Raw genomic sequence first — 19960 nt, 5'->3', positions numbered from 1 at the left:
TCACGGGTTCGGCGGTTATCTACGGATATTCAATAGCATGACCTCTTCGGACCGGAATTTTCGAGCATGGCTAATTCTACTGGTGTTACGAGTGAACGTCTTGGACGCATCGTTGAAGAAGCTGCCAGCGAAGTCTACATTTTCTCCAAGAGTGATTTTCGCTTTCGCCTAGTCAACAAAGGCGCTCGAGATAATCTCGGCTATAGCATTGACGAATTGTCCGACCTCACGCCATGGGATTTGAAGCCCAACATTACCCGCGATGAATTCCTCGCTCTCATCCGACCACTTCAATCTCGGGAAATCGAAAGGCTTGATTTCAATACCGTACATCGCAGAAAAGACGGCACAGAGTATGATGTTGCTGTCAAATTACAGATGTTCGATGAAGATGAAGACATCGTTTTCTACGCCGCGATTCAGGACATTACGGCAAATCGACAGATCGAAGCTGAACTTCGAGATACTGCTAGACGGCTCGACTCGATTCTAGACAACACAACCATGGCTGTATTCCTCATGGATGAGCGACAGCATTGCGTGTTCATGAACAAGGCGGCGGAGCAACTCACGGGATACGCGTTTCATGAAACGGCCGGGCGACCGCTCCACGATGTAATCCATCACACCCACCCCGACGGCTCGCATTTCCCGATTGCGGAGTGCGCCATCGACCGCGCGTTTCCTGAGAACGCGGGGACGCAGGGGGAGGAGATTTTTGTCCACAAGGACGGCTCCTTCTATCCTGTCGCCTTCACCGCCAGCCCCATTCAAGACGAGGAGTCGAAGGTCGTCGGCACCATCATTGAGGCGCGGAACATCAGTGGGGAAAAGCGTAGCGAGGAGACGCGCAAGCTGCTGATGCACGAGGTCGATCACAGGGCGCGCAACGTTCTCTCCATCGTGCAATCCCTCACCCGGCTTACGCGCGCCGAGGATCTTGAAACCTACAAGGACGTTCTGACGGGCCGGATCGGCGCTCTCGCCCGGGCGCAGACATCCTTGGCCACCCGTCGGTGGGAAGGCGGACGGTTGGAGGACGTGGTCAGGGAGGAACTGGACGCCCTTTGCCCCAAGGACAGCGTCGATACCGGCGGCCCGCAGGTCGAGCTTTCGCCGGAGCAAGTTCAGCCTATCAGCATGCTGCTCCACGAACTGGCGACCAACGCCAACAAGCACGGTGCGTGCAGCATTGGCGGAGGTCGTGTGTCGGTCACCTGGACACTCAAGGAGCGTATGGTGGCCCTCCGGTGGCGGGAATCAGGAGGTCCGACGGTTGTCGAGCCGACACGAGAAGGCTTCGGTTCGTCCCTGAAGGACAATCTCGTGCGCCAGCTAAGGGGCACGATCGCCCGCAAGTGGGAGCCGGCCGGGCTGATTGTAGACGTCGCATTCCCGCTCTGAGGCGCGGAACGTGGTTTAGAGGCCGACGATCAACGGTTTGGCCCCATCAGATGTAGACAACTCAAGTAGCCGGCTCGGTTCGGTCCGGAACCTCGCGCGCCGGCGCCGGTTTGCTCCTTCAGTTCGCTTCTGAACGGAAGGAAACCCCATGCGTGGATGGTTTGTCGCCGCGGCCTCCGTGGCCACCCTCATTTCGGCCGCACCGGCCCTCGCCCAGTCACGGATCGGGGTCGCCGACCGACCGGCCCCAACCCCCACCGACGCCCCGTCCTACGTGGACGAGGCCTTCGCCGCCGACGCCTTTGAGGTCGCCTCCAGCCGGCTGGCCCTCTCCCGGTCGCGGAGCCCCGCAGTGAGGGCCCTCGCCCAGCACGTGATCGACGACGCGGCCATGACCACCAACGCCCTGCTGGCGGCCGCCGAAGAGGCCAATGTGCCGCCTCCAGCCTCGGCCTCCGGGGACAACGTCAAGGGCGCCATGCTGGACGCCCTGACCCAGACCAGCGGCCGCGATTTCGACGACACCTACATCGCCCAGCAACGCCGCATCCACCAGGAGCAGCTCGCCCTGCACCAGCGGTTCGCCGCCGACGGAGACAGCGACATCCTGCGCGACTACGCGGTGGACACCGCCGCCCGGGCGGCTGACCAGCTGGACGCGGTGAACGACCTCCGGCGGTAGGCCGGGCTCGCCCCTCCGCCTAGCGGGGCAGTTTGCTCGCGCCCATCAGGAAGGCGTCCACGGCCTGGGCGCACTGACGCCCTTCGCGGATCGCCCAGACCACCAGGGACTGGCCGCGTCGCATGTCGCCGCACGAGAAGATGTTGGGCGTCGTGGTCTTGTAGTCGGTCACCGGGGCTTTCACGTTGCCGCGTGGGTCGATCTCCACCCCTGCCTGTTCGGTGAAGGCGTTGTGCTTGGGTGAGACGAAGCCCATGGCCAGCAGCACGAGGTCGGCCTTGAGCTGGAACTCGCTGCCCTCGACTTCCCTCAGCACCTGACGGCCGTCGTCGCCCGCCGCCCACTCCATCCGCACGCATTCGAGAGCTTCGATGCGGCCGTTGGAGCCGATGGCGCGCTTGGTGGCCACGGCGAAGTCACGCTCGCAGCCCTCTTCATGGCTGGACGAGGTGCGCAGCTTCAGCGGCCAGTTCGGCCAGGTCATGAACTTGTTCTCGCGGACCGGCGGCTCGGGCATGATCTCGAGCTGGGTCACCGAGGCCGCACCGTGGCGGTTGGAGGTGCCGATACAGTCGGAACCGGTGTCGCCGCCGCCGATCACCACCACATGCTTGCCGGTGGCCGAGATGGCGCCGGTGGGCGCGGCGCGCAGTTCGTCGTCACCGGCGTTGCGCTTGTTCTGCTGGACCAGGAAGTCCATGGCGAAATGGATGCCGTCCAGCTCGCGGCCGGAGACCTCCAGGTCGCGCGGGTTCTCGGCGCCGCCGGCCATCACCAGCACGTCATAGTCGTCCAGCAGCCGCTGGACCGAGACCGACACGCCGATCTCCATATTGGTGCGGAAGATGACGCCCTCGGCCTCCATCTGCGCCACGCGGCGGTCGATGAGGTGCTTCTCCATCTTGAAGTCGGGGATGCCGTAGCGGAGCAGGCCACCGATGCGGTCGCTCTTCTCGAACACCGTCGTGGCGTGACCGGCCCGAGCCAGTTGCTGGGCGCAGGCCAGGCCCGCGGGGCCCGATCCCACCACCGCGACGCGCTTGCCGGTGCCGCGGGGCGACATCTGCGGGGCGATCCAGCCCTCTTCCCATCCCTTGTCGACGATGGCGCATTCGATCGTCTTGATGGTGACCGGAGTGTCGATGATGTTCAGGGTGCAGGCCGCCTCGCAGGGGGCGGGGCAGACACGGCCGGTGAACTCCGGGAAGTTGTTCGTCGACTGCAGGTTCTCGAGCGCGATCTTCCACTGGTCGCGATAGACCAGGTTGTTGAAGTCCGGGATCTGGTTATTGACCGGACAGCCGGTGTGGCAGAACGGAATCCCGCAGTCCATGCAGCGCGCGGCCTGCTTGTTCAGCACGTCCTGCGGCAGCGGATGGACGAATTCCTTCCAGTTGCGAAGGCGGTCCTGCGGCTTCTCATAGCCGCGATCCTGGCGCTCAATTTCCAGGAAGCCGGTGGGCTTGCCCATGGGTTTACTCCGACTCTGAAATTCTATTCGGCGGCGACGGCGGCGGCCGCCAGACGCTCGGCGGCCATATCGGTGAGCGCCCGGCGATAATCCTTGGGCATGACCTTCACGAAGGAGGTCAGGCAGATATCCCAGTTGTCCAGGATCTCTCGGGCCCGCGCGCTGCCAGTATAGAGCAGGTGGCGTTCCACCAGGATCTTCAGGCGCTCGGCGTCGTAGGCCAGCATGTCGCCCATGCCGTTGTTCTCCACCGAGATGGAGCGCTGGTTGGGACGGCCCGGATCGTCGGCGCCGCCGCTGGCCGGAGCCACCTTCTCGATGTCGACCATCGCGGTGTTGCACAGCGGCGTGAAGCGGCCCTTCGGATCGTAGACATAGGCGATGCCGCCCGACATGCCGGCCGCAAAGTTGCGCCCGGTGTCACCCAGCACCACCACCACGCCGCCGGTCATGTACTCACAGCCGTGGTCACCCGTGCCCTCCACCACCGTGACGGCGCCGGAGTTGCGGACAGCGAAGCGTTCGCCGGCCACGCCCTGGAAATAGGCTTCGCCGGCGATGGCGCCGTACAGCACGGTGTTACCGACGATGATGTTCTGCGTCGGGTCGCGGCGGCTGTCCTTGGGCTGGCGCACGACAACCCGGCCGCCCGACAAACCCTTGCCCACATAGTCGTTGCCGTCGCCGATCAGCTCCAGGCTGACGCCCCGGGCCGCAAAGGCGCCGAAGCTCTGGCCCGCCGCCCCGTGGAAGGTGAGCGAGATAGTGTCTTCCGGCAGGCCGGCATGGCCATAGGCGCGGGCCACCTCCCCTGACAGCATGGCGCCGACGGTGCGGTTGATGTTCTTGATCGGGTACTCGCCGCGCATCGGGGTGCGGTTGGCCAGCGCGTCCTTGGCGTCGGCGATCAGGGTGTTGTCCAGGGCCTTGCCCAGGCCGTGATCCTGGCGGTCCTGGTTCCACAGGCCCTTGGGTTTGCCGGGCTGGACCTCGTGCAGGATCTTCGACAGGTCGACCCCGCTGGCCTTCCAGTGATCGACGGCCTCGCGCATGTCCAGGCGGTCCACCTGGCCGATCATCTCGTTCATCGTGCGGAAGCCGAGCTGGGCCATGATCTCGCGCAGCTCTTCGGCGACGAAGAAGAAGTAGTTGATCACGTGCTCGGGCTGGCCGGTGAACCGGGCCCGCAAGATGGGGTCCTGGGTCGCCACCCCCACCGGGCAGGTGTTCAGGTGGCACTTGCGCATCATGATGCAGCCGGCGGCGATCAGCGGGGCGGTGGCGAAGCCGAACTCGTCGGCCCCCAGCAGGGCCGCGACCGCCACGTCACGGCCGGTGCGCAGGCCGCCGTCGGCCTGGACCGCCACGCGCGTGCGCAGGCCGTTCAGCAGCAGGGTCTGCTGGGTCTCGGCCAGGCCGATCTCCCAGGGCGAGCCCGCGTGGGTCAGGGAGGTCAGGGGCGAGGCCCCGGTGCCGCCCTCGAAGCCCGAGATGGTGATGTGGTCGGCGCGCGCCTTGGCCACGCCCGCCGCCACCGTGCCGACGCCAACCTCAGACACCAGCTTCACGGAGATGCGGGCCTTGGAGTTGACGTTCTTCAGGTCGTGGATGAGCTGGGCCAGGTCCTCGATGGAATAGATGTCGTGGTGCGGCGGCGGGCTGATGAGGCCGACGCCCGGCGTGGAGTGCCGAACGCGGGCGATGTTGGCGTCCACCTTGTGACCGGGCAGCTGGCCGCCCTCCCCGGGCTTGGCGCCCTGGGCCATCTTGATCTGGATGTCGTCGGCGTTGACCAGGTACTCGGTGGTCACCCCGAAGCGGCCGGAGGCCACCTGCTTGATGGCCGAGCGCATGGAGTCGCCGTTGGGCAGTGGCTTGAAGCGGTCGGCTTCCTCGCCGCCCTCCCCGGTGTTGGACTTGCCGCCGATCCGGTTCATGGCCATGGCGAGCGTCGTGTGGGCCTCGCGGCTGATGGAGCCGAAGCTCATGGCGCCGGTGGCGAAGCGCTTGACGATCTCGCTGGCCGGTTCGACTTCATCCAGGCTGAGCGGCGTCTCGGCGTTCTTGAAGCGCATCAGGCCGCGGATCGTCAGCAGGCGCTGGGACTGCTCGTTGATGCCGGCGGCGAAGCTCTTGTAGGCGTCCGGCAGGTTGCCGCGCACCGCGTGCTGCAGCTGGCCCACCGTGTCCGGGGTCCAGGCGTGCTCCTCGCCGCGCAGGCGGAAGGCGTAGGTGCCGCCCACGTCCAGCATGGAGGCGTAGATCGGGTTGTCGCCGAAGGCGTCGCGGTGGCGGCGCACGGCCTCCTCGGCGATCTGGTAGAGGCCGATACCCTCGATCGTCGTGGCGGTGCCGGTGAAGTACTGCTCGATCACCGTGGAGTTCAGGCCCACGGCGTCGAAGATCTGGGCGCCGCAATAGGACTGGTAGGTGGAGATGCCCATCTTGGACATCACCTTCAGCACGCCCTTGCCGACCGCCTTGATGTAGTTCTTGCGGACCTCATAGGCCGACAGGTTGTAGCCGTTGGCGACCCGCAGGTGCTCCAGGGTCTCGAAGGCGAGATAGGGGTTCACCGCCTCGGCGCCGTAGCCGGCCAGGACGCAGAAGTGGTGCACTTCGCGCGCTTCGCCGGTCTCGATCACCAGGCCGGTCTGCATGCGCAGGCCCTGGCGAATCAGATGGTGGTGCACCGCCGCGGTGGCCAGCGCCGCCGGGATGGCGATGCGGTCGGACGAGGTGCCCCGATCCGACAGGATGAGGATGTTCATGTCGGCCAGCACGCTCTCGGTGGCCTCGCGGCACAGCCGGTCCAGGGCGCGCTCGAGCCCAGCGGGGCCCTCTTCGGCCGCCCAGGTGGCGTCCAGGGTGGCGGTCCTGAAGGCGCCGTCCAGCAGCTCGCTGATGGCGCGGATCTTGGCCAGGTCCTCATTGGTGAGGATCGGCTGGGAGACCTCCAGGCGCTTGTGGGTGCCGGCCTGGCGGCCCAGCAGGTTCGGGCGCGGGCCGATCATCGAGACCAGGCTCATCACCAGCTCTTCGCGGATCGGGTCGATCGGCGGGTTGGTGACCTGGGCGAAGTTCTGCTTGAAGTAGTCGTAGAGCAGCTTGGCGCGCTTGGAGAGCACCGCGATGGGGATGTCGCCACCCATCGAGCCGATGGGGTCGTCGCCCGTCTGGGCCATGGGCTCCAGGAAGAACTGCAGGTCCTCCTGGGTGTAGCCGAAGGCCTGCTGCCGATCGAGCAGCTGGGCTGGATCGGAGCCCATCAGGGCGTCGGCCGGCGCGGCCTCGGGCAGGTCTTCCAGCTTGAACTGGGTCTGGGCCAGCCATTCGGCATAGGGTTCGGCGTCGGCGAGGGAGGCCTTGATCTCCTCGTCCTCGATGATCCGGCCTTCCTCCATGTCAATCAGCAGCATCTTGCCGGGCTGCAGCCGCCACTTGCGGACGACGCGCTCCTCGGGGACCACCAGCACGCCCATTTCCGAGGCCATGATCACATGGTCCTGGTCGGTGATGACGAAGCGAGCGGGACGCAGGCCGTTGCGGTCCAGGGTGGCGCCGATCTGGCGGCCGTCGGTGAAGGCCACGGCGGCGGGACCGTCCCACGGCTCCATCAGGGCGGCGTGGTATTCGTAGAAGGCCTTGCGCTTGGGATCCATCAGCGGATTGCCGGCCCAGGCTTCCGGGATCAGCATCATGACGGCGTGGGCCAGCGGGTAGCCGCCGGCCACCAGCAGCTCCAGGGCGTTGTCCAGGCAGGCGGTGTCGGACTGGCCGTGCGGGATCAGCGGCCACATCTTGTTGAGGTCGGGCCCCAACAGGTCGCTTTCCAGCGTGCGGCGCCGCGCGTTCATCCAGTTGACGTTGCCGCGCACGGTGTTGATCTCGCCGTTATGGGCGATGAACCGATAGGGGTGCGCCAGCTTCCACGACGGGAAGGTGTTGGTGGAGAACCGCTGGTGAACCAGGGCCAGGGCCGACTGGGTCAGGGGGTTGGTGAGGTCGGTATAGAAGGCGCCGACCTGACCGGCCAGCAGCAGGCCCTTGTAGACCACCGTCCGCGTCGAGAAGGACGGCAGGTACAGCTGGGTCAGGCCGGGCAGGTTCTTCTTCACCGCCAGCTCGGCCAGGGGGTTCTGCAGCTGCTTGCGGATGGTCAGCAGCTTCCGCTCGAAGGCGTCCTGGTCCTTGGTCCCGGGGCCGCGGCCGACGATGGCCTGGCGGATCACCGGCATCTCGGCGAGCACGGCCGCTCCCAGGCCCGTGGTGTCGACGGGCACGTCGCGCCAGGCGATGAAGATCTGGCCCTCGACCTTCAGGAAGTGCTCGAACTGGCTGACCGCCACGGCGCGGGCGGCGTCGTCCTGGGGCATGAAGCACATGGCCACGGCGTAGTCGCCGGGCGCGGGCAGCTCGACGCCTTCCTTGCCGGCCCAGTCGCGCAGCAGGGCGTCGGGCATCTGAATCAGAATCCCCGCGCCGTCGCCCACCAGGGGATCGGCGCCGACGGCGCCGCGGTGGTCGAGGTTGATCAGGATTTCCAGCCCAGCGGTCACGACCTCATGCGATTTGCGGCCTTTGATATTGGCCACAAACCCCACACCGCACGCATCGTGTTCATTGCGCGGGTCGTACAGACCTTGCCGTTCCGGAGCGCCCATGCGGGTACCTCATTCTTCTACTAGCAGGCATTACAGGCATGCGACTGCGCGGCCGAACCCGACCGTCAAACGCACGTTCGCGCGGCCATTACCGGCAAGATCGACCCTTGTCGATGGGTTCGAACCTATGGATTTGAAAAGTTTTTCTAAGTTGCGAGGTCGAGAAGCGTTCTGTCCGCATCCCGCGCATTGCGGCAGCCGGTGAGCACCATGGCGGTGGCGAGCTCGCTGCGCAGGGTTCCAAGCATGCGGGCGACCATCTTCTCGCCGCCCGCGCCCAGGGCATAGGCCCAGGCCCGGCCGACGAAGCAGGCCTTGGCCCCCAGGGACAACGCCTTCAGCACGTCGAGGCCCGAGCGGACGCCGCCGTCCAGATAGACCTCCAGGTCCCCGCCCACGGCGTCGGCCACCGCCGGCAGGGCCGAGATCGAGGAGCGCACCCCGTCAAGCTGCCGTCCGCCGTGGTTCGACACGATCAGGCCCTGCGCGCCCGCCTTCACCGCGTCGCGGGCGTCCTGCGGGTCCAGCACACCCTTGATCACGATGGGCCCATCCCAGGTCTTGCGCACCCAATCCAGATCCGCCCAGGTCACGGAGCGGTCGAAGTTGCTGGCGATCCAGGCCAGGAAGTCGGTGACGCCGCCGGCCTTCGGAACGGCGTTGGCGACACTGCCCAGGGTGTGGGGTCGACCATGCAGCCAGACGTCCCACAGCCAGTCGGGGTGGGTCACCCCCTGCCAGGCGGTGTTCAGGGCGCCGGAAAGCCCGGTCGCCCCAGTGAAGCCCGAGCGCACATCACGATAGCGCGAACCCGGCAGCGGCAGGTCGACAGTGAAGACCAGGACCGGGCAGCCGGCCGCCTTGGCCCGCGCCAGAAGCTCGGCCATGTAGCCGCGGTCCTTGAGCATATAGAGCTGGAACCAGGGTGCGGTCCCGCTGGCCGCCACCTCCTCCACCGAACAGACCCCCACGGTGGACAGGCAGAAGGGCACGCCAAGGCTGGCCGCGGCCCTGGCCGCCTGCACCTCGCCCCGGCGGCCGTACATTCCGGCCATGCCCACGGGCGCCAGGCCCACCGGGAAGGCGAGCTTCTGACCAAGGGTCTCGATGCTGAGGTCCAGCTGGCTCATATCGCGCATCACCCGCTGGCGCAGGGCGATGGCCTCCAGGTCAGCCACGTTCCGCTTCAGCGTGACCTCGGCGTAGGAGCCGCCGTCGATATATTCGAAGAACATCGGCGGCAGCCGGCGGCGCGCCAAGTCGCGATAGTCGGAGACCGAGGCCGGGTTCATGGCCGCCCTTCCCGTGGATGCCGGACCCCTTCGTACGGCGCTCGGGGCGGGTTTACAAATGTTCTGTTTTTGTTCTAGCGTGGCGGCATGCATATCCGACTCGCCCTCCCCTCAGACCTGCCGCCCACACGCGACCGGCTGCGCAGCGTCCTGGGCCCGCAAAGGCCCGAGCATCAGCTTGATCCGGTGTCCCAGCTGATCAAGTCGCTGCTGAGCTCGCGGACCTATGACGAGGTGTCATGGGCGGCCTTTATCCGGCTGCGGGCGGCCTATCCGGACTGGAACGCCCTGGTGCACGCCACCCAGGAAGAGCTGGAGCCGGTGATCGATCCGGTGACCTTCGCCGACCAGAAGGCGCGCCAACTTCCGATCCTGGTCCGCTTGCTGCTGCTGAAGCGCGGCGAACTGAACCTGGACTTCCTGGCCGCCGAGCCGGTGGAGGAAGCCATGGCCTGGCTTATGCGCCTGCCGGGCGTCGGAGTGAAGATCGCCGCCGCGGTGCTGAACCTGAGCACCCTGAACCGCCGCGCCCTGGTGGTGGACACCCACGTGCATCGGGTCTCGCGGCGCCTGGGCCTCACCGCCCGCAGCGGCGACGTGCGGGAAGCCTATGACAGCCTGATGGAGCAGGCGCCGGGTGAATGGCAGGGAGAGCAGCTCTACGAACTGCACTGGCTGCTGAAGGGCCATGGCCAGTCGCTCTGCACCCACTTCGACCCGGCCTGCGGCCTCTGTGTCCTGCGTGACGCCTGCCCGCGGGTCGGGGTTTCCGGCGACCAGGAACGCCGCGTCATCCCCTTCGACGCCTAGCAACCGCCGCCCGGCTCGCGCGCTGAGCGCTCATGGACAGGATCGGCACGGCAGGCTGGACGATTCCGCGCATGTCGGCGGCGCACTTCCCTGCCGAAGGGACCGGCCTGGAACGCTACGCCGCCGTGCTGCCGGCCGCGGAGATCAACACCACCTTCTACCGCTCACATAAGCCCGCCATCTTCGAGCGCTGGGCCAACGCCACCCCGCCCCACTTCCGGTTCGCCGTGAAGGCGCCCAAGACCGTCACCCATGAGAAGCGGCTGGTGGAGACCGATGACCTGTTGCGCACCTTTATCGCGGAGATCGGCCCCCTGGGCGGCAAGCTCGGACCGGTGCTGATCCAGTTGCCGCCCAGCCTCCAGTTCACCGACGACGCCGCGCGTTTCGTCGGCGGCTGGCGCGAGCTATATGAGGGGCCGACCGTCATCGAGGCGCGTCACGCCACCTGGTTCACCGGCGAGGCGGAGGCCAGGCTGGTGGACGCCCGCATCGCCCGTGTCGCCGCCGACCCCGCCGTGGTTCCCGAGGCCGCGCGGCCCGGGGGCTGGACCGGCCTCACCTATATCCGCCTGCACGGATCGCCGCGGATGTAAGCCTCGCCCTATTCCAGCGAGCAGATAGCCACGGTCGCCCCGACCCTGGCCACCCGCCAACCCGGGACCGAGGGCTGGTGCATCTTCGACAACACCATGCTCGAGGCGGCCGCCGCCAACGCCCTGGAGCTGATGGGAGTCTAGGATCGAATTTCACGGTTCGGCTTTCATCCGAAGCGGTGCATCTGCTATTGCCGCGCGCCTGCGCCGTTGGAGCCGGGCGCGAGCCGGGCTAGTTTCACCGCGAGACACCGCTATGCGGATTCTGAGGAGCTATTGATGACCGTCCAACGTCCCTGGGCCCTGATGCGCCACCACGCCGGCTGGGCCGATGTCTTCCACATCGACAGCGAGAGCACGGACTCCATCACCGGCTTTTATCCTGACCGCGAGACCGTGGGCCCGCCGGTGACCTACAGCGTGCGCGCCATCCTCGCCCGCTTCGAAACCATGGAAGCCGCCCGCGCCGCCCGCGAAGGCGCCGTCCTGGAGTGGCGCAAGCACGACGCCGCCGTGCGCGACGCCGAGACCACCCTGCGCGAGGCCGAGAAGGCCCGCGAAGACGCCTGGCTCAACTGCCTGAAGGGCGCCGCCGCCTGAGCCTTTCTATCCCGGCCGGGCTCCCCAAATTCGGGATCAAGCTTGGCCGGGAGTTCGCGCCGCTGGGCAGCGCCAACACCTTCGAGGCCGAGGCCGAGTTGGCCTGTGGTCCGGACGCCGGCGCCATGCACTAGAACTTCGGAAGCTTCAGGCCCCTGGCGATCAGCCAGGCCGCGGCCACGGCGATCACGATCCCCAGCAGCAGGCTCCAGACCGGCGCGAACTTCAGGTTCGGGACAGGACCGGAGAACACCCGCTTGCCGGTGATCATGGCGGTGATGAGGTTCTGGCGCTTCCACAGGGCGTAGAAGGCGATGGCCGCGACGTGCAGGACCACCAGGGCCTGCAGCACGCGGAAGGTCAGTTCGTGCCAGTCCGAGGCCAGCCGGCTGGTGTCGAAGTCCACCAGGTGGGACAGCGGCCCGGACTCGATGCCGTCAATGTCGCTGGCGAACAGGCCAAGGCTGACCTGCACCAGCATGACCAGCAGCAGCAGGACCACGCTGACCGCCCCCACCGGACTGTGCCCCACCAGATCGCCGGCGGTGCGCCTGCCCATGGTCTTGAGGTAGCCGACCGTCGCGCCCGGTCCCTTCACGAAGTGGGAGAACCGCGCCGTCTCGCCGCCGAAGAAGCCCCAGTAAAGCCGGAAGACCAGCAGGCCGATCACGCCATAGCCCGACCACCGATGGACCTGCATGTTCTCGCCCCCGGTCAGCCAGGATACGAGGATCAGCACCACCAGGGCCCAGTGGGTGATCCGCGTCGGCAGGTCCCAGAGCCGGGTGGCGATCGGCGGCGCGTCGCTCATGGAGCCCTAGGACTTTACGCGGAAGGGCGTGTGGCAGGTCCCGCAGGCGCCGCCGGTGGCCTTCACCTGGGCCTTGATGGCGTCGATGTCGCCGCCCTTGGCGATGGTCTCCAGCTTGGCGCTCTCCGTCTGCAGGCCCTTGGCGGCGGCGGCGAACTTGGCGCCCTCGGCCCAGATCTCCGGCTTGGCGGCGGTCTTGAAGCCCGCCTCCGGGCCGCTGCCCTTCGGGAACCAGTGGGGGATGTGCCCGGCCTGGGCCTTGATGATCGTAGCCTGGGCCGCGATCAGCTTGGCGTCGGGAGCGTCGGTCTTGAGGTTGTCATTGATGGTCTTGAAGGCGCCGCCCATGGCCTTGAAGCCCTTCTGGCGCTGCGCGATGGCGGTCTCGGCCGCCGAGGCCGCCAGGGCCGCCCCGCCGAGGGCCGTCAGGCTGAGGGCCATCCCCAGGGCCAGACCGAGGGGACGCTTGGTAAGACGAGCCATGGAAAGACCTCTTCGCAACGGAAATCGTAAGCCCGAGTTTGAGGGGCGCCCGGACGCCGCGTCAATCGCGCGTTGGTTTCAGGCCGCCCTGGTTTTGCTGCTGGCCTGAAATGTTCAGCGGCGAGCGGTCTTGGCGGCCACCGTCTTGACCGGCGCGCCTTCGCGTCCGGCTTCGGCGATCAGGGAGGCGCAGGATGCGTCCTTGGCGAGGCCGGGATCGATGAACGGCAGCAGGACCGCCAGGGGCGTGACCACGGCGGCCAGCGCCACAGCGACACCCCCCTGGGCGACCACCTTGCCGGTCTCGATGCCGACCTTCGGCCCGAGGAGTGGGCCCTTCACGGTGATCGGCGAGAGCAGGCGCACCAGGCGCAGTTCCTTGGACTTGCCCTGGACCCGCAGGTTCATGGTCTCGCTGTCCAGGTTGATGGTCCCGGCCCCGGTGGCCAGGACCGGCTTGGTGTCAAAGACGATGCGGTCAGCGGTCAGCACGCCGTTCCTGGCCTGGAAGTGGGCCACGCCGCAGCGGATGGGCACCGACCCCTGGTCCTTGGAGAACAGCAGGCCCAGGCCCCTGGCCGCGTTGATGCCCAGCAGTTCGGCGAAAGCCTCGCGGATCTCGCCGCTCGGAACCACCGCCAGCACCTCGCCGTCGGCGTTGGAGGCGGCGCGGTGCACCGAATTGCCGGCGCCCTTCAGCTTGATCCTTCCGACGAAGCTGCCGGCCAGCGGTTCGCCCTTTATGGGGATGAGCTGTTCGAGGCGAGCGTTGGAGAGCCGGACGTCCACCTCGGTCACCGGCGTTTCGGCGCGGGCGTTGAGGTGGGCCTGGCCGGTGATCTTGCCCTGGGGCAGGTCCAGGGTGAGGGGGTTGGCGCTGAGCAGGCCACGCTCCAGCTTCACCGTGACGTCGCCCGACCGCAGGGGCAGCATGGCGTCATGGATGGCCGCGACCCGGTAACGGACATCGGCGTCCAGCGAACGGATCTTGCTGACGTTCAGGGTGGTGTCCGGCAGCAGCCGACGTTGGGCGGCCATCTTTCGGCCGATGGCGGCCTGCTCGGGGGAGATGGTTTCGCCGGCCTTGCGGGAGGGGGCCCCGCCGAAGATCGCCGCGAGGTCGTCGAAGTCCAGGCTGCGGGTCCGCAGGTCGGCCTTCAGGTAGGGGCGCTCGTCGCCGGTCTCCACCGAGATGAACCCGGACAGATCACTGTCGCCGACCCGGCCGCTCAGGCCCTCGATCTTGTAGATTTGCTCGTCACGCGACAGCCGGCCGTTCAGGCGATAGGGCGGGGTGTTTGGCAGGGCGACGCCCGTCAGGTCGTAGAGGGCGGCCAGGTCCGGGCCCTGGGCGGTGACGTTCATGGAGAACTGCGCCAGGTCGAAGGGCTTGGGGATCGCCCCCTTGGCGGTCACCCGCGTCGCGCCCGAGCGGATGTCGGCGTCGAAGGGGTAGGGCTTTCGACTGTCGACGTTGAGCAGCGGACCGCCCTGGATGCGCAGCCGGAACCGGTTCCCATTCAGCGAACCGTCGCCGCTCATCAGAAAGCCGCGGCCTGCCCGGCCCATCTCCTCCGTGGCGTTGATCTCCCCGTTCAGGACCAGCTTGCGCTTCTCGTCGACCATACGCAGGTGGCCGTCATTGATCACGAACCGCCGGATCGGCGGCATCTTGAAGGGCTTCTTGGACTCCTTTCCGTTGGAGAAGTCCCATGTGGCGCGGCCTTGGAGGTCCCGTCGGAGGTCGACCTTGGCCTGGTTGAGCTCCAGATTCAGCAGCACGACCTGACCCACCAACAGCGGCATCAGCTTGACCTGGACGTCGAGCTTCTTGATGTCGGCGGTCTGGCCGGGGCCGGCCCACTTGGGATTGCCGACCCGAATACCCTCCACCGTCGCACGGGGTTGGAAGGAGAAGGCCTTAACGTCAAGATTGCCCGCCAGCACGATCTCGCGGCCGGTCTTGGCCGAGGCGTAGCGGCCGATCGGGCCGCGCAGGTAGTTCCAGTCGAACAGGATCAGGAAGAGGGCGATGGCCACCACCAGCGCGCCGACGATCCCCCCCGTCCAGGCCAGGGCCCTGTTGCTCGGGCGCTTGATCCTGGTTTCCCGCAGGCGCGAGCGCGTCCGCTCCCAGCCAGGGCCGATCGCCCCACGTGCGCGGCGCAGGCTATCGGCGGCCCGGTCGCGAGCGCGGACGAGGCCCGAGCGGGCGCGCAGGTAGATCGGTTCGTCTGGCAAGGTCTGGGAACTCCGGGTCAGGCCAGAACGCGCCAGCCGCCGAAGGGGTCCGTCTAGTGACGGACTCCGCGGCCGGAGAAGGCGGTCATCGCGGTGCGCAGAATGATGGAGAGGTCCATCAGGGTGGTGCGGGCGGCCAGGTACTCGGCGTCCAGCCGAACCTTGTCTGGCACCGGCAACTCATCCCGGCCGTGGATTTGGGCCCAACCGGTCAGGCCCGGCCGCAGCGTCTGGACGCCGGCCGCGTCGCGCAGGGCTATCAGGTCATCCTGGTTGAAAAGGGCGGGGCGCGGTCCCACCAGACTCATATGTCCCCGCAGCACGCTCCAGAGCTGAGGCAGTTCGTCCAGGCTGGTGCGGCGCATGAAGGCGCCCAGGGGGGTGATCCAGGAGGCCGGGTCGGGCAGCAGGTGGGTGGCGACGTCAGGCGCGCCGACGCGCATGCTGCGGAACTTGGGCATGGGAAACAGGGCGTTGAACCGGCCGACACGCCGCGACCAGTGCAGGGCAGGGCCGGGCGATTCCAGCCGCACGGCGACGGCCAGGGCCAGCAGCACGGGCGACAGTAGGATCAGGCCCGCCGCGGCGCCCAGGACGTCTAACCCACGCTTCAGCACACAGGTCCCCCTCGTTGGAGACCAGCCTTAATGCGCCGCGCGTTTCCGCGCTACGGCCTCAAGCTTTCGGGGCGGCCTTGGGCTTGGCTTTGGGCGTTGGCGCGGCGGGCTCAGCCGAGGCTTCGGTCATCGGCGCCACGGGCTCAACCACCGTCTGGGCGGCGGCTTGCGCCGGCGGGGTGTCCAGGGGGTTCGGCGCGGGCTCCGGCGCGGGCGTCGGAGCCGGGTCGGGATCCACCACGCCGCCCTCAAGCACGGGTTGGGCCGCCTCCAGCAGAGGCTCGACGAAGGCCTCGATAAGGATGGCGGCTTCTTCCAGCGGCGCTGCGTCGGCGCCGGAAAGGGGCAGCATGGCCTCCAGGTTCATCGGCCGCATCCAACGGGTCATCCACCAGTAGGCGACGCCGGCCGAGGCCGCGCCAGTGAACATGAACCAAAGGGGCGAGGCCGCGCCGATCGGCACGTGAAAGGCCGAGGCGGGGGTAACGGACTCGTTCGACTTAAGCGCGATCATGGAACGTCTCCGAGGTTGATTGTGCAATGCAACATAACATCACCCAGCGACGCCTTGATGCAAATCAACGTTACGACAGCGTCGAAACCCGGCCCTGACCATTCTGGCCCAGGGTCTGGGCGGTCCAGCGGCACATTTCCTCCATCGAGGCGGCGAAGTCCGCGGGCGCGCGAGCTGTCACCAGGGCGCAGCCGTTCATCTTCATGGGATCGTTCAGCGGCCGCATCCGGCACTCCCCCACCAGCAGCGGGCCGATGCCGGTGTCCTGCGCCTCGTTGAGGAAATGGTCGAAGGTCTGCAGATCCTTGATGGGCAGCCAGATCATCACCACCGCGTCGCGATTGCGCCGGCCAATGGCCTTCAGGGTGGCGACGATGCGAGTGTAGTCGTCGGGCCGTTCGAAGGGCGGATCAATGAGCACGAGCACAGCGCCCTTCGGCGGGCAGCGGCTGACAGCGGTCTCATAGCCATCGGCGCAGAGGGTCTCGACCCCGGTCCGGCCCTTGAGCGCCATGCGCAGGGCCGCATGCTCCTCGCCGCGCAGTTCGCAGGCGATGTAGCTGTCCTTCTTGCGCAGGGTGTCGGCGATCAGGCGCGGCGACCCTGGATACAGCTTGGTCGGCCCGCTGTTGTTCAGCTTGTTCACCGCCGCCCGCAGGGGGCCGAAGGCGGCGGGCAGGTCGGCGGCCTTCATCAGCTGAGCGATGCCGGCCTCCGCCTCCCCCGAACGCTGCGCCTCGGCGCCCGAGAGATCATAGAGACCCCGCCCCGCGTGGGTGTCGATGACCGTCAGCGGACCCGGCGCCTTGGTCAGGGTGGCCATCAGGCGCAGCAGGCCGGCATGCTTGACCAGGTCGGCGAAATTCCCGGCGTGGAAGGCGTGGCGATAGTTCACGGACTTTAAGTCTCCCGGCCGACCTGGGAACTCGCGACCGCGAGCTCACGTTCAGCGGCTGTATGGGGCGTAGATGCCACGTCCCCGTGGATCTCCAAAGGCGACAGATGGCCAGAGACACCGCAGAGCTCACGCCCCCCGCCCCGGCCGGCCTGACCTATGTCAACGACGACGACGCCGGCATCACCCGCGTGGCCGGCAAGCCAGGGTTCTCCTACCGCGACGCCGAGGGCCGCCCGGTCAGCGATGCACAGACCCTTGAACGCATCAAGGCCCTGGTGATCCCACCGGCCTGGACCGACGTCTGGATCTGCCCCTCCCCCCGGGGCCATATCCAGTGCACCGGCCGCGACCAGAAGGGCCGCAAGCAGTACCGCTACCACACCGGCTGGCGGCAGGACCGGGACGGGATGAAGTACGACCGCGTCATCGCCTTCGGGCGCGCCCTACCCCGCCTGCGCAAACGGGTCGAGAGCGACCTCGCCCGCCGGGGACTGCCGCGCGAGAAGGTGCTGGCCGCCGTCGTCGCGGTCATGGAGGTCACGCTGATCCGGGTGGGCAACGAGGAGTATGCCCGCACCAACAAGAGCTTCGGCCTGACCACCCTGCGCGACCGCCACGCCAGGATCACCCGCACGGGCGCCGTCTTCGAATTCCGCGGCAAGAGCGGCAAGGTCCACCAGACCGGCTTCCGCGACCGCCGCCTGGCCCGCATCCTCAAGGCCTGCCAGGACATCCCCGGCCAGCGCCTGTTCCAGTATCTGGACGACCACGGCCAGCGCCGCGTGGTCGAGAGCGCCGACGTGAACGCCTATATCCGCGAGGTCCTGGGTGAGGACTTCTCCGCCAAGGATTTCCGGACCTGGGCCGGGACCCTGGCCGCCGCCCGCGGCCTGGTGATGCATCCGCACTCCACCAACGCCGCCCAGGCCAAGCGCAACGTGGCGACCTGCGTGAAGGCCGTGGCCGGTCTGCTGGGCAACACCGCCGCAGTCTGCAGGGGCTCCTACATCCACCCCCTGGTGCTGGAATCCTACGAGCGTGGCGTCCTGCCCCTGAAGAACACCAACTCGACACGCGCCTTCGAGCTCTCGGTCCTGATGTTCCTGGAAGCCGCGCGGGAGTCCGCCGCCTAAGGTTTCGAGCCGCAGGTGCGGGCCGCTAGGCGCCCCCGCGTCACCCCAGCTAAGGTCTCGTCAAAGACCCTGGGAGGGCCAGAATGACACTTGAGAACAAGCTGCGCTTCGGCGCCTTCATCGCGCCCTTTCACCCTCTGGATGAGAACCCCACCCTGGCCATCCAGCGCGACCTGGAGCTGGTGCAGCACCTGGACAATCTGGGCTTCGAGGAGGCCTGGATCGGCGAGCACCATTCGGCCGCCTATGAGCTGATCGCCTCGCCCGAGGTGTTCATCGCCGCCGCCGCCGAGCGCACCAAGCACATCAAGCTGGGCACCGGAGTGTCTTCCCTGCCCTATCACCACCCGATGATGCTGGCCGACCGCATCAACCAGCTGGACCACATGACCCGTGGTCGGGTGATGTTCGGCGCCGGCCCCGGCGCGCTGTCCTCCGACGCCTTCATGATGGGCATACCGGTGGCCAAGCAGCGCGACCGCATGGACGAGGCCCTGGACGTCCTGGTTCGCCTGCTGCGCGGCGAGGAGGTCAGCCACGAGAGCGACTGGTTCACCCTGGTCAACGCCCGCCTGCAGATGACCCCCTATTCGCGGCCGTCGGTTGAGATCGCCGTGGCCAGCCAGGTCTCCCCGACCGGCGCGCGGGCCGCTGGCAAGCATGGGGTGGGCTTGCTCTCCCTGGGCGCCACCACCACGGCGGGGTTCAATGCGCTCGCCGCCAACTGGGGCATCGCCGAGGACATCGCCAAGGCCAGCGGCCAGACCATGGACCGCAACGCCTGGCGGCTGGTGGGCCAGATGCACATCGCCGAAACCAAGGACAAGGCCATCGAGCAGGTCCGCTTCGGCCTGGAGAAGTGGATCTATTACTTCCGGGAGATCGCCAACCTGCCCATGGTGCCCGACGACTTCGCGGGCGACCCGGTCGAGGCCTATCTGGCCCTCGGCTCGGCCGTGGTGGGCACGCCCGACGAGGCCATCGCCCGCATCGAGCAGCTGCAGGAAGAAAGCGGCGGCTTCGGCTGCTACCTGATGATGGCCCACAACTGGGCCAACTGGGAGAACACCAAGCGCTCCTACGAGATGATCGCCCGCTACGTGGTCCCGCACTTCCAGCAGTTGAACGTCAACCGCAAGGCCTCCATGGACTGGGTGCGCGACAACAAGACCGAGTTCACCAGCCAGACCCGCGCCGCCGTCGGCGCCCGGATCGTCTCCCACATGATGGAGAAGGGCGCCGACAACATCAGCCCGCAGATCGTCGCCCTCATCACCGCCGCCGCCGCAGCCGAGCCGAAGAAGGACTGACCTGCGGCTGGTGGCCTGGGCGCTACAGCTCCACCGCGGGCGTCGCGGTGACCACGTCGCCGGTGTTGGGCGTCCCGGCGGGGTCGATGAGCAGCAGCCGAACCTGACCCCGGCGCGCGGCGGGACGATGCTCCACCCCGCGGGGGACCAGGAGAAGTTCGCCGGGCCCGACCGTCACCGTGCTGTCCCGGAAATCCATGTCGAACTCACCCTGCAGGATCAGGAAGAGCTCGTCAGTCTCATCGTGGCGATGCCAGACCCACTCCCCCTCCGCCTTCACCAGGCGGACCTCGTTGTCATTGTAGCGAGCGACGATCTTCGGGGCCCAGGTGTCGTCAAATTGGGAGAGCTTCTCCTCCAGCCGGATTTTCAACGGGCGAGCATCTTCGGACATGGGACCTCCTTGGCGATCGCCAGGATGCGCTGACGCCCGC

At 67.4% G+C, this 19960-nt stretch carries 17 protein-coding genes; 7 read left to right on the top strand and 10 right to left on the bottom strand.

What is annotated here, in order from left to right; all coding sequences use genetic code 11:
• Positions 1 to 66 precede the first annotated feature (66 nt).
• Together OCL97_RS07405 and OCL97_RS07400 are read left to right on the top strand one after the other, a co-directional pair.
• Positions 67 to 1404 (top strand): PAS domain S-box protein, encoded by a 1338-nt coding sequence (locus OCL97_RS07405; protein WP_377368951.1) that lies wholly within the window; start codon positions 67 to 69, stop codon positions 1402 to 1404.
• A 148-nt stretch (positions 1405 to 1552) separates the two neighbouring features.
• Positions 1553 to 2086, top strand: coding sequence for a DUF4142 domain-containing protein (locus OCL97_RS07400; protein ID WP_377368949.1), 534 nt, complete (start codon positions 1553 to 1555; stop codon positions 2084 to 2086).
• Between the two features lie 19 nt (positions 2087 to 2105).
• On the opposite strand, the gene OCL97_RS07395 is transcribed toward OCL97_RS07400, so the two are convergent.
• From OCL97_RS07395 to OCL97_RS07385, 3 genes are all read right to left on the bottom strand, one after another.
• On the bottom strand, positions 2106 to 3557 hold the full coding sequence (locus tag OCL97_RS07395; RefSeq protein ID WP_377368947.1) for a glutamate synthase subunit beta: 1452 nt from the start codon (positions 3555 to 3557) through the stop codon (positions 2106 to 2108).
• 23 nt (positions 3558 to 3580) lie between these two features.
• The gene (gene gltB / locus OCL97_RS07390; RefSeq protein WP_377368945.1) at positions 3581 to 8221 is read right to left on the bottom strand and encodes a glutamate synthase large subunit; all 4641 of its coding nucleotides are present in this window, start codon (positions 8219 to 8221) and stop codon (positions 3581 to 3583) included.
• Between the two features lie 146 nt (positions 8222 to 8367).
• Entirely contained in the window at positions 8368 to 9513 is a 1146-nt protein-coding gene (locus tag OCL97_RS07385; protein WP_377368943.1) for an L-lactate dehydrogenase, read from the bottom strand.
• An 87-nt stretch (positions 9514 to 9600) separates the two neighbouring features.
• Here OCL97_RS07385 and OCL97_RS07380 point away from each other — a divergent pair, with 87 nt between their 5' ends.
• From OCL97_RS07380 to OCL97_RS07370, 3 genes are all read left to right on the top strand, one after another.
• Entirely contained in the window at positions 9601 to 10323 is a 723-nt protein-coding gene (locus OCL97_RS07380) for an endonuclease III domain-containing protein (protein ID WP_377368941.1), read from the top strand.
• A gap of 32 nt (positions 10324 to 10355) precedes the next feature.
• Positions 10356 to 10919 (top strand): DUF72 domain-containing protein, encoded by a 564-nt coding sequence (locus OCL97_RS07375; protein WP_377368939.1) that lies wholly within the window; start codon positions 10356 to 10358, stop codon positions 10917 to 10919.
• Positions 10920 to 11198: 279 nt separating this feature from the next.
• Positions 11199 to 11519, top strand: coding sequence for a hypothetical protein (locus tag OCL97_RS07370; RefSeq protein WP_293497389.1), 321 nt, complete (start codon positions 11199 to 11201; stop codon positions 11517 to 11519).
• A gap of 130 nt (positions 11520 to 11649) precedes the next feature.
• Here OCL97_RS07370 and OCL97_RS07365 read toward each other — a convergent pair whose 3' ends face one another.
• The 6 genes from OCL97_RS07365 to rlmJ form a co-directional block, all read right to left on the bottom strand.
• Positions 11650 to 12330, bottom strand: coding sequence for a cytochrome b/b6 domain-containing protein (locus OCL97_RS07365; protein ID WP_377368936.1), 681 nt, complete (start codon positions 12328 to 12330; stop codon positions 11650 to 11652).
• Between the two features lie 6 nt (positions 12331 to 12336).
• A complete protein-coding gene (locus tag OCL97_RS07360; RefSeq protein WP_305312541.1) occupies positions 12337 to 12813 on the bottom strand; it encodes a c-type cytochrome in 477 nt (158 codons plus the stop codon).
• A gap of 114 nt (positions 12814 to 12927) precedes the next feature.
• The gene (locus tag OCL97_RS07355; protein ID WP_377368934.1) at positions 12928 to 15054 is read right to left on the bottom strand and encodes an AsmA family protein; all 2127 of its coding nucleotides are present in this window, start codon (positions 15052 to 15054) and stop codon (positions 12928 to 12930) included.
• Between the two features lie 53 nt (positions 15055 to 15107).
• Positions 15108 to 15671 carry a sugar transferase gene (locus tag OCL97_RS07350; RefSeq protein ID WP_457852592.1) on the bottom strand — a complete coding sequence of 188 codons (564 nt, stop codon included), beginning with the start codon at positions 15669 to 15671 and terminating at the stop codon, positions 15108 to 15110.
• Positions 15672 to 15729: 58 nt separating this feature from the next.
• Positions 15730 to 16185, bottom strand: a complete 456-nt coding sequence (locus OCL97_RS07345) for a hypothetical protein (protein WP_377368932.1) — start codon at positions 16183 to 16185, stop codon at positions 15730 to 15732.
• Between the two features lie 70 nt (positions 16186 to 16255).
• The gene (gene rlmJ / locus OCL97_RS07340) at positions 16256 to 17080 is read right to left on the bottom strand and encodes a 23S rRNA (adenine(2030)-N(6))-methyltransferase RlmJ (RefSeq protein WP_377368930.1); all 825 of its coding nucleotides are present in this window, start codon (positions 17078 to 17080) and stop codon (positions 16256 to 16258) included.
• A 107-nt stretch (positions 17081 to 17187) separates the two neighbouring features.
• Between rlmJ and OCL97_RS07335 the strand changes: the two genes are divergently transcribed.
• Complete coding sequence (locus OCL97_RS07335) at positions 17188 to 18216, top strand: DNA topoisomerase IB (protein ID WP_377368928.1); 1029 nt, start codon at positions 17188 to 17190, stop codon at positions 18214 to 18216.
• 83 nt (positions 18217 to 18299) lie between these two features.
• Complete coding sequence (locus tag OCL97_RS07330) at positions 18300 to 19526, top strand: LLM class flavin-dependent oxidoreductase (RefSeq protein WP_377368926.1); 1227 nt, start codon at positions 18300 to 18302, stop codon at positions 19524 to 19526.
• A gap of 22 nt (positions 19527 to 19548) precedes the next feature.
• Here the strand turns inward: OCL97_RS07330 and OCL97_RS07325 are convergent, their stop codons facing one another.
• On the bottom strand, positions 19549 to 19920 hold the full coding sequence (locus OCL97_RS07325) for a cupin domain-containing protein (protein ID WP_377368924.1): 372 nt from the start codon (positions 19918 to 19920) through the stop codon (positions 19549 to 19551).
• Between the last annotated feature and the right edge of the window lie 40 nt (positions 19921 to 19960).

This window comes from Phenylobacterium ferrooxidans (assembly GCF_042714595.1).
Taxonomy (GTDB): domain Bacteria; phylum Pseudomonadota; class Alphaproteobacteria; order Caulobacterales; family Caulobacteraceae; genus Phenylobacterium; species Phenylobacterium ferrooxidans.
This window is presented reverse-complemented; position numbering and strand designations above follow the sequence as displayed.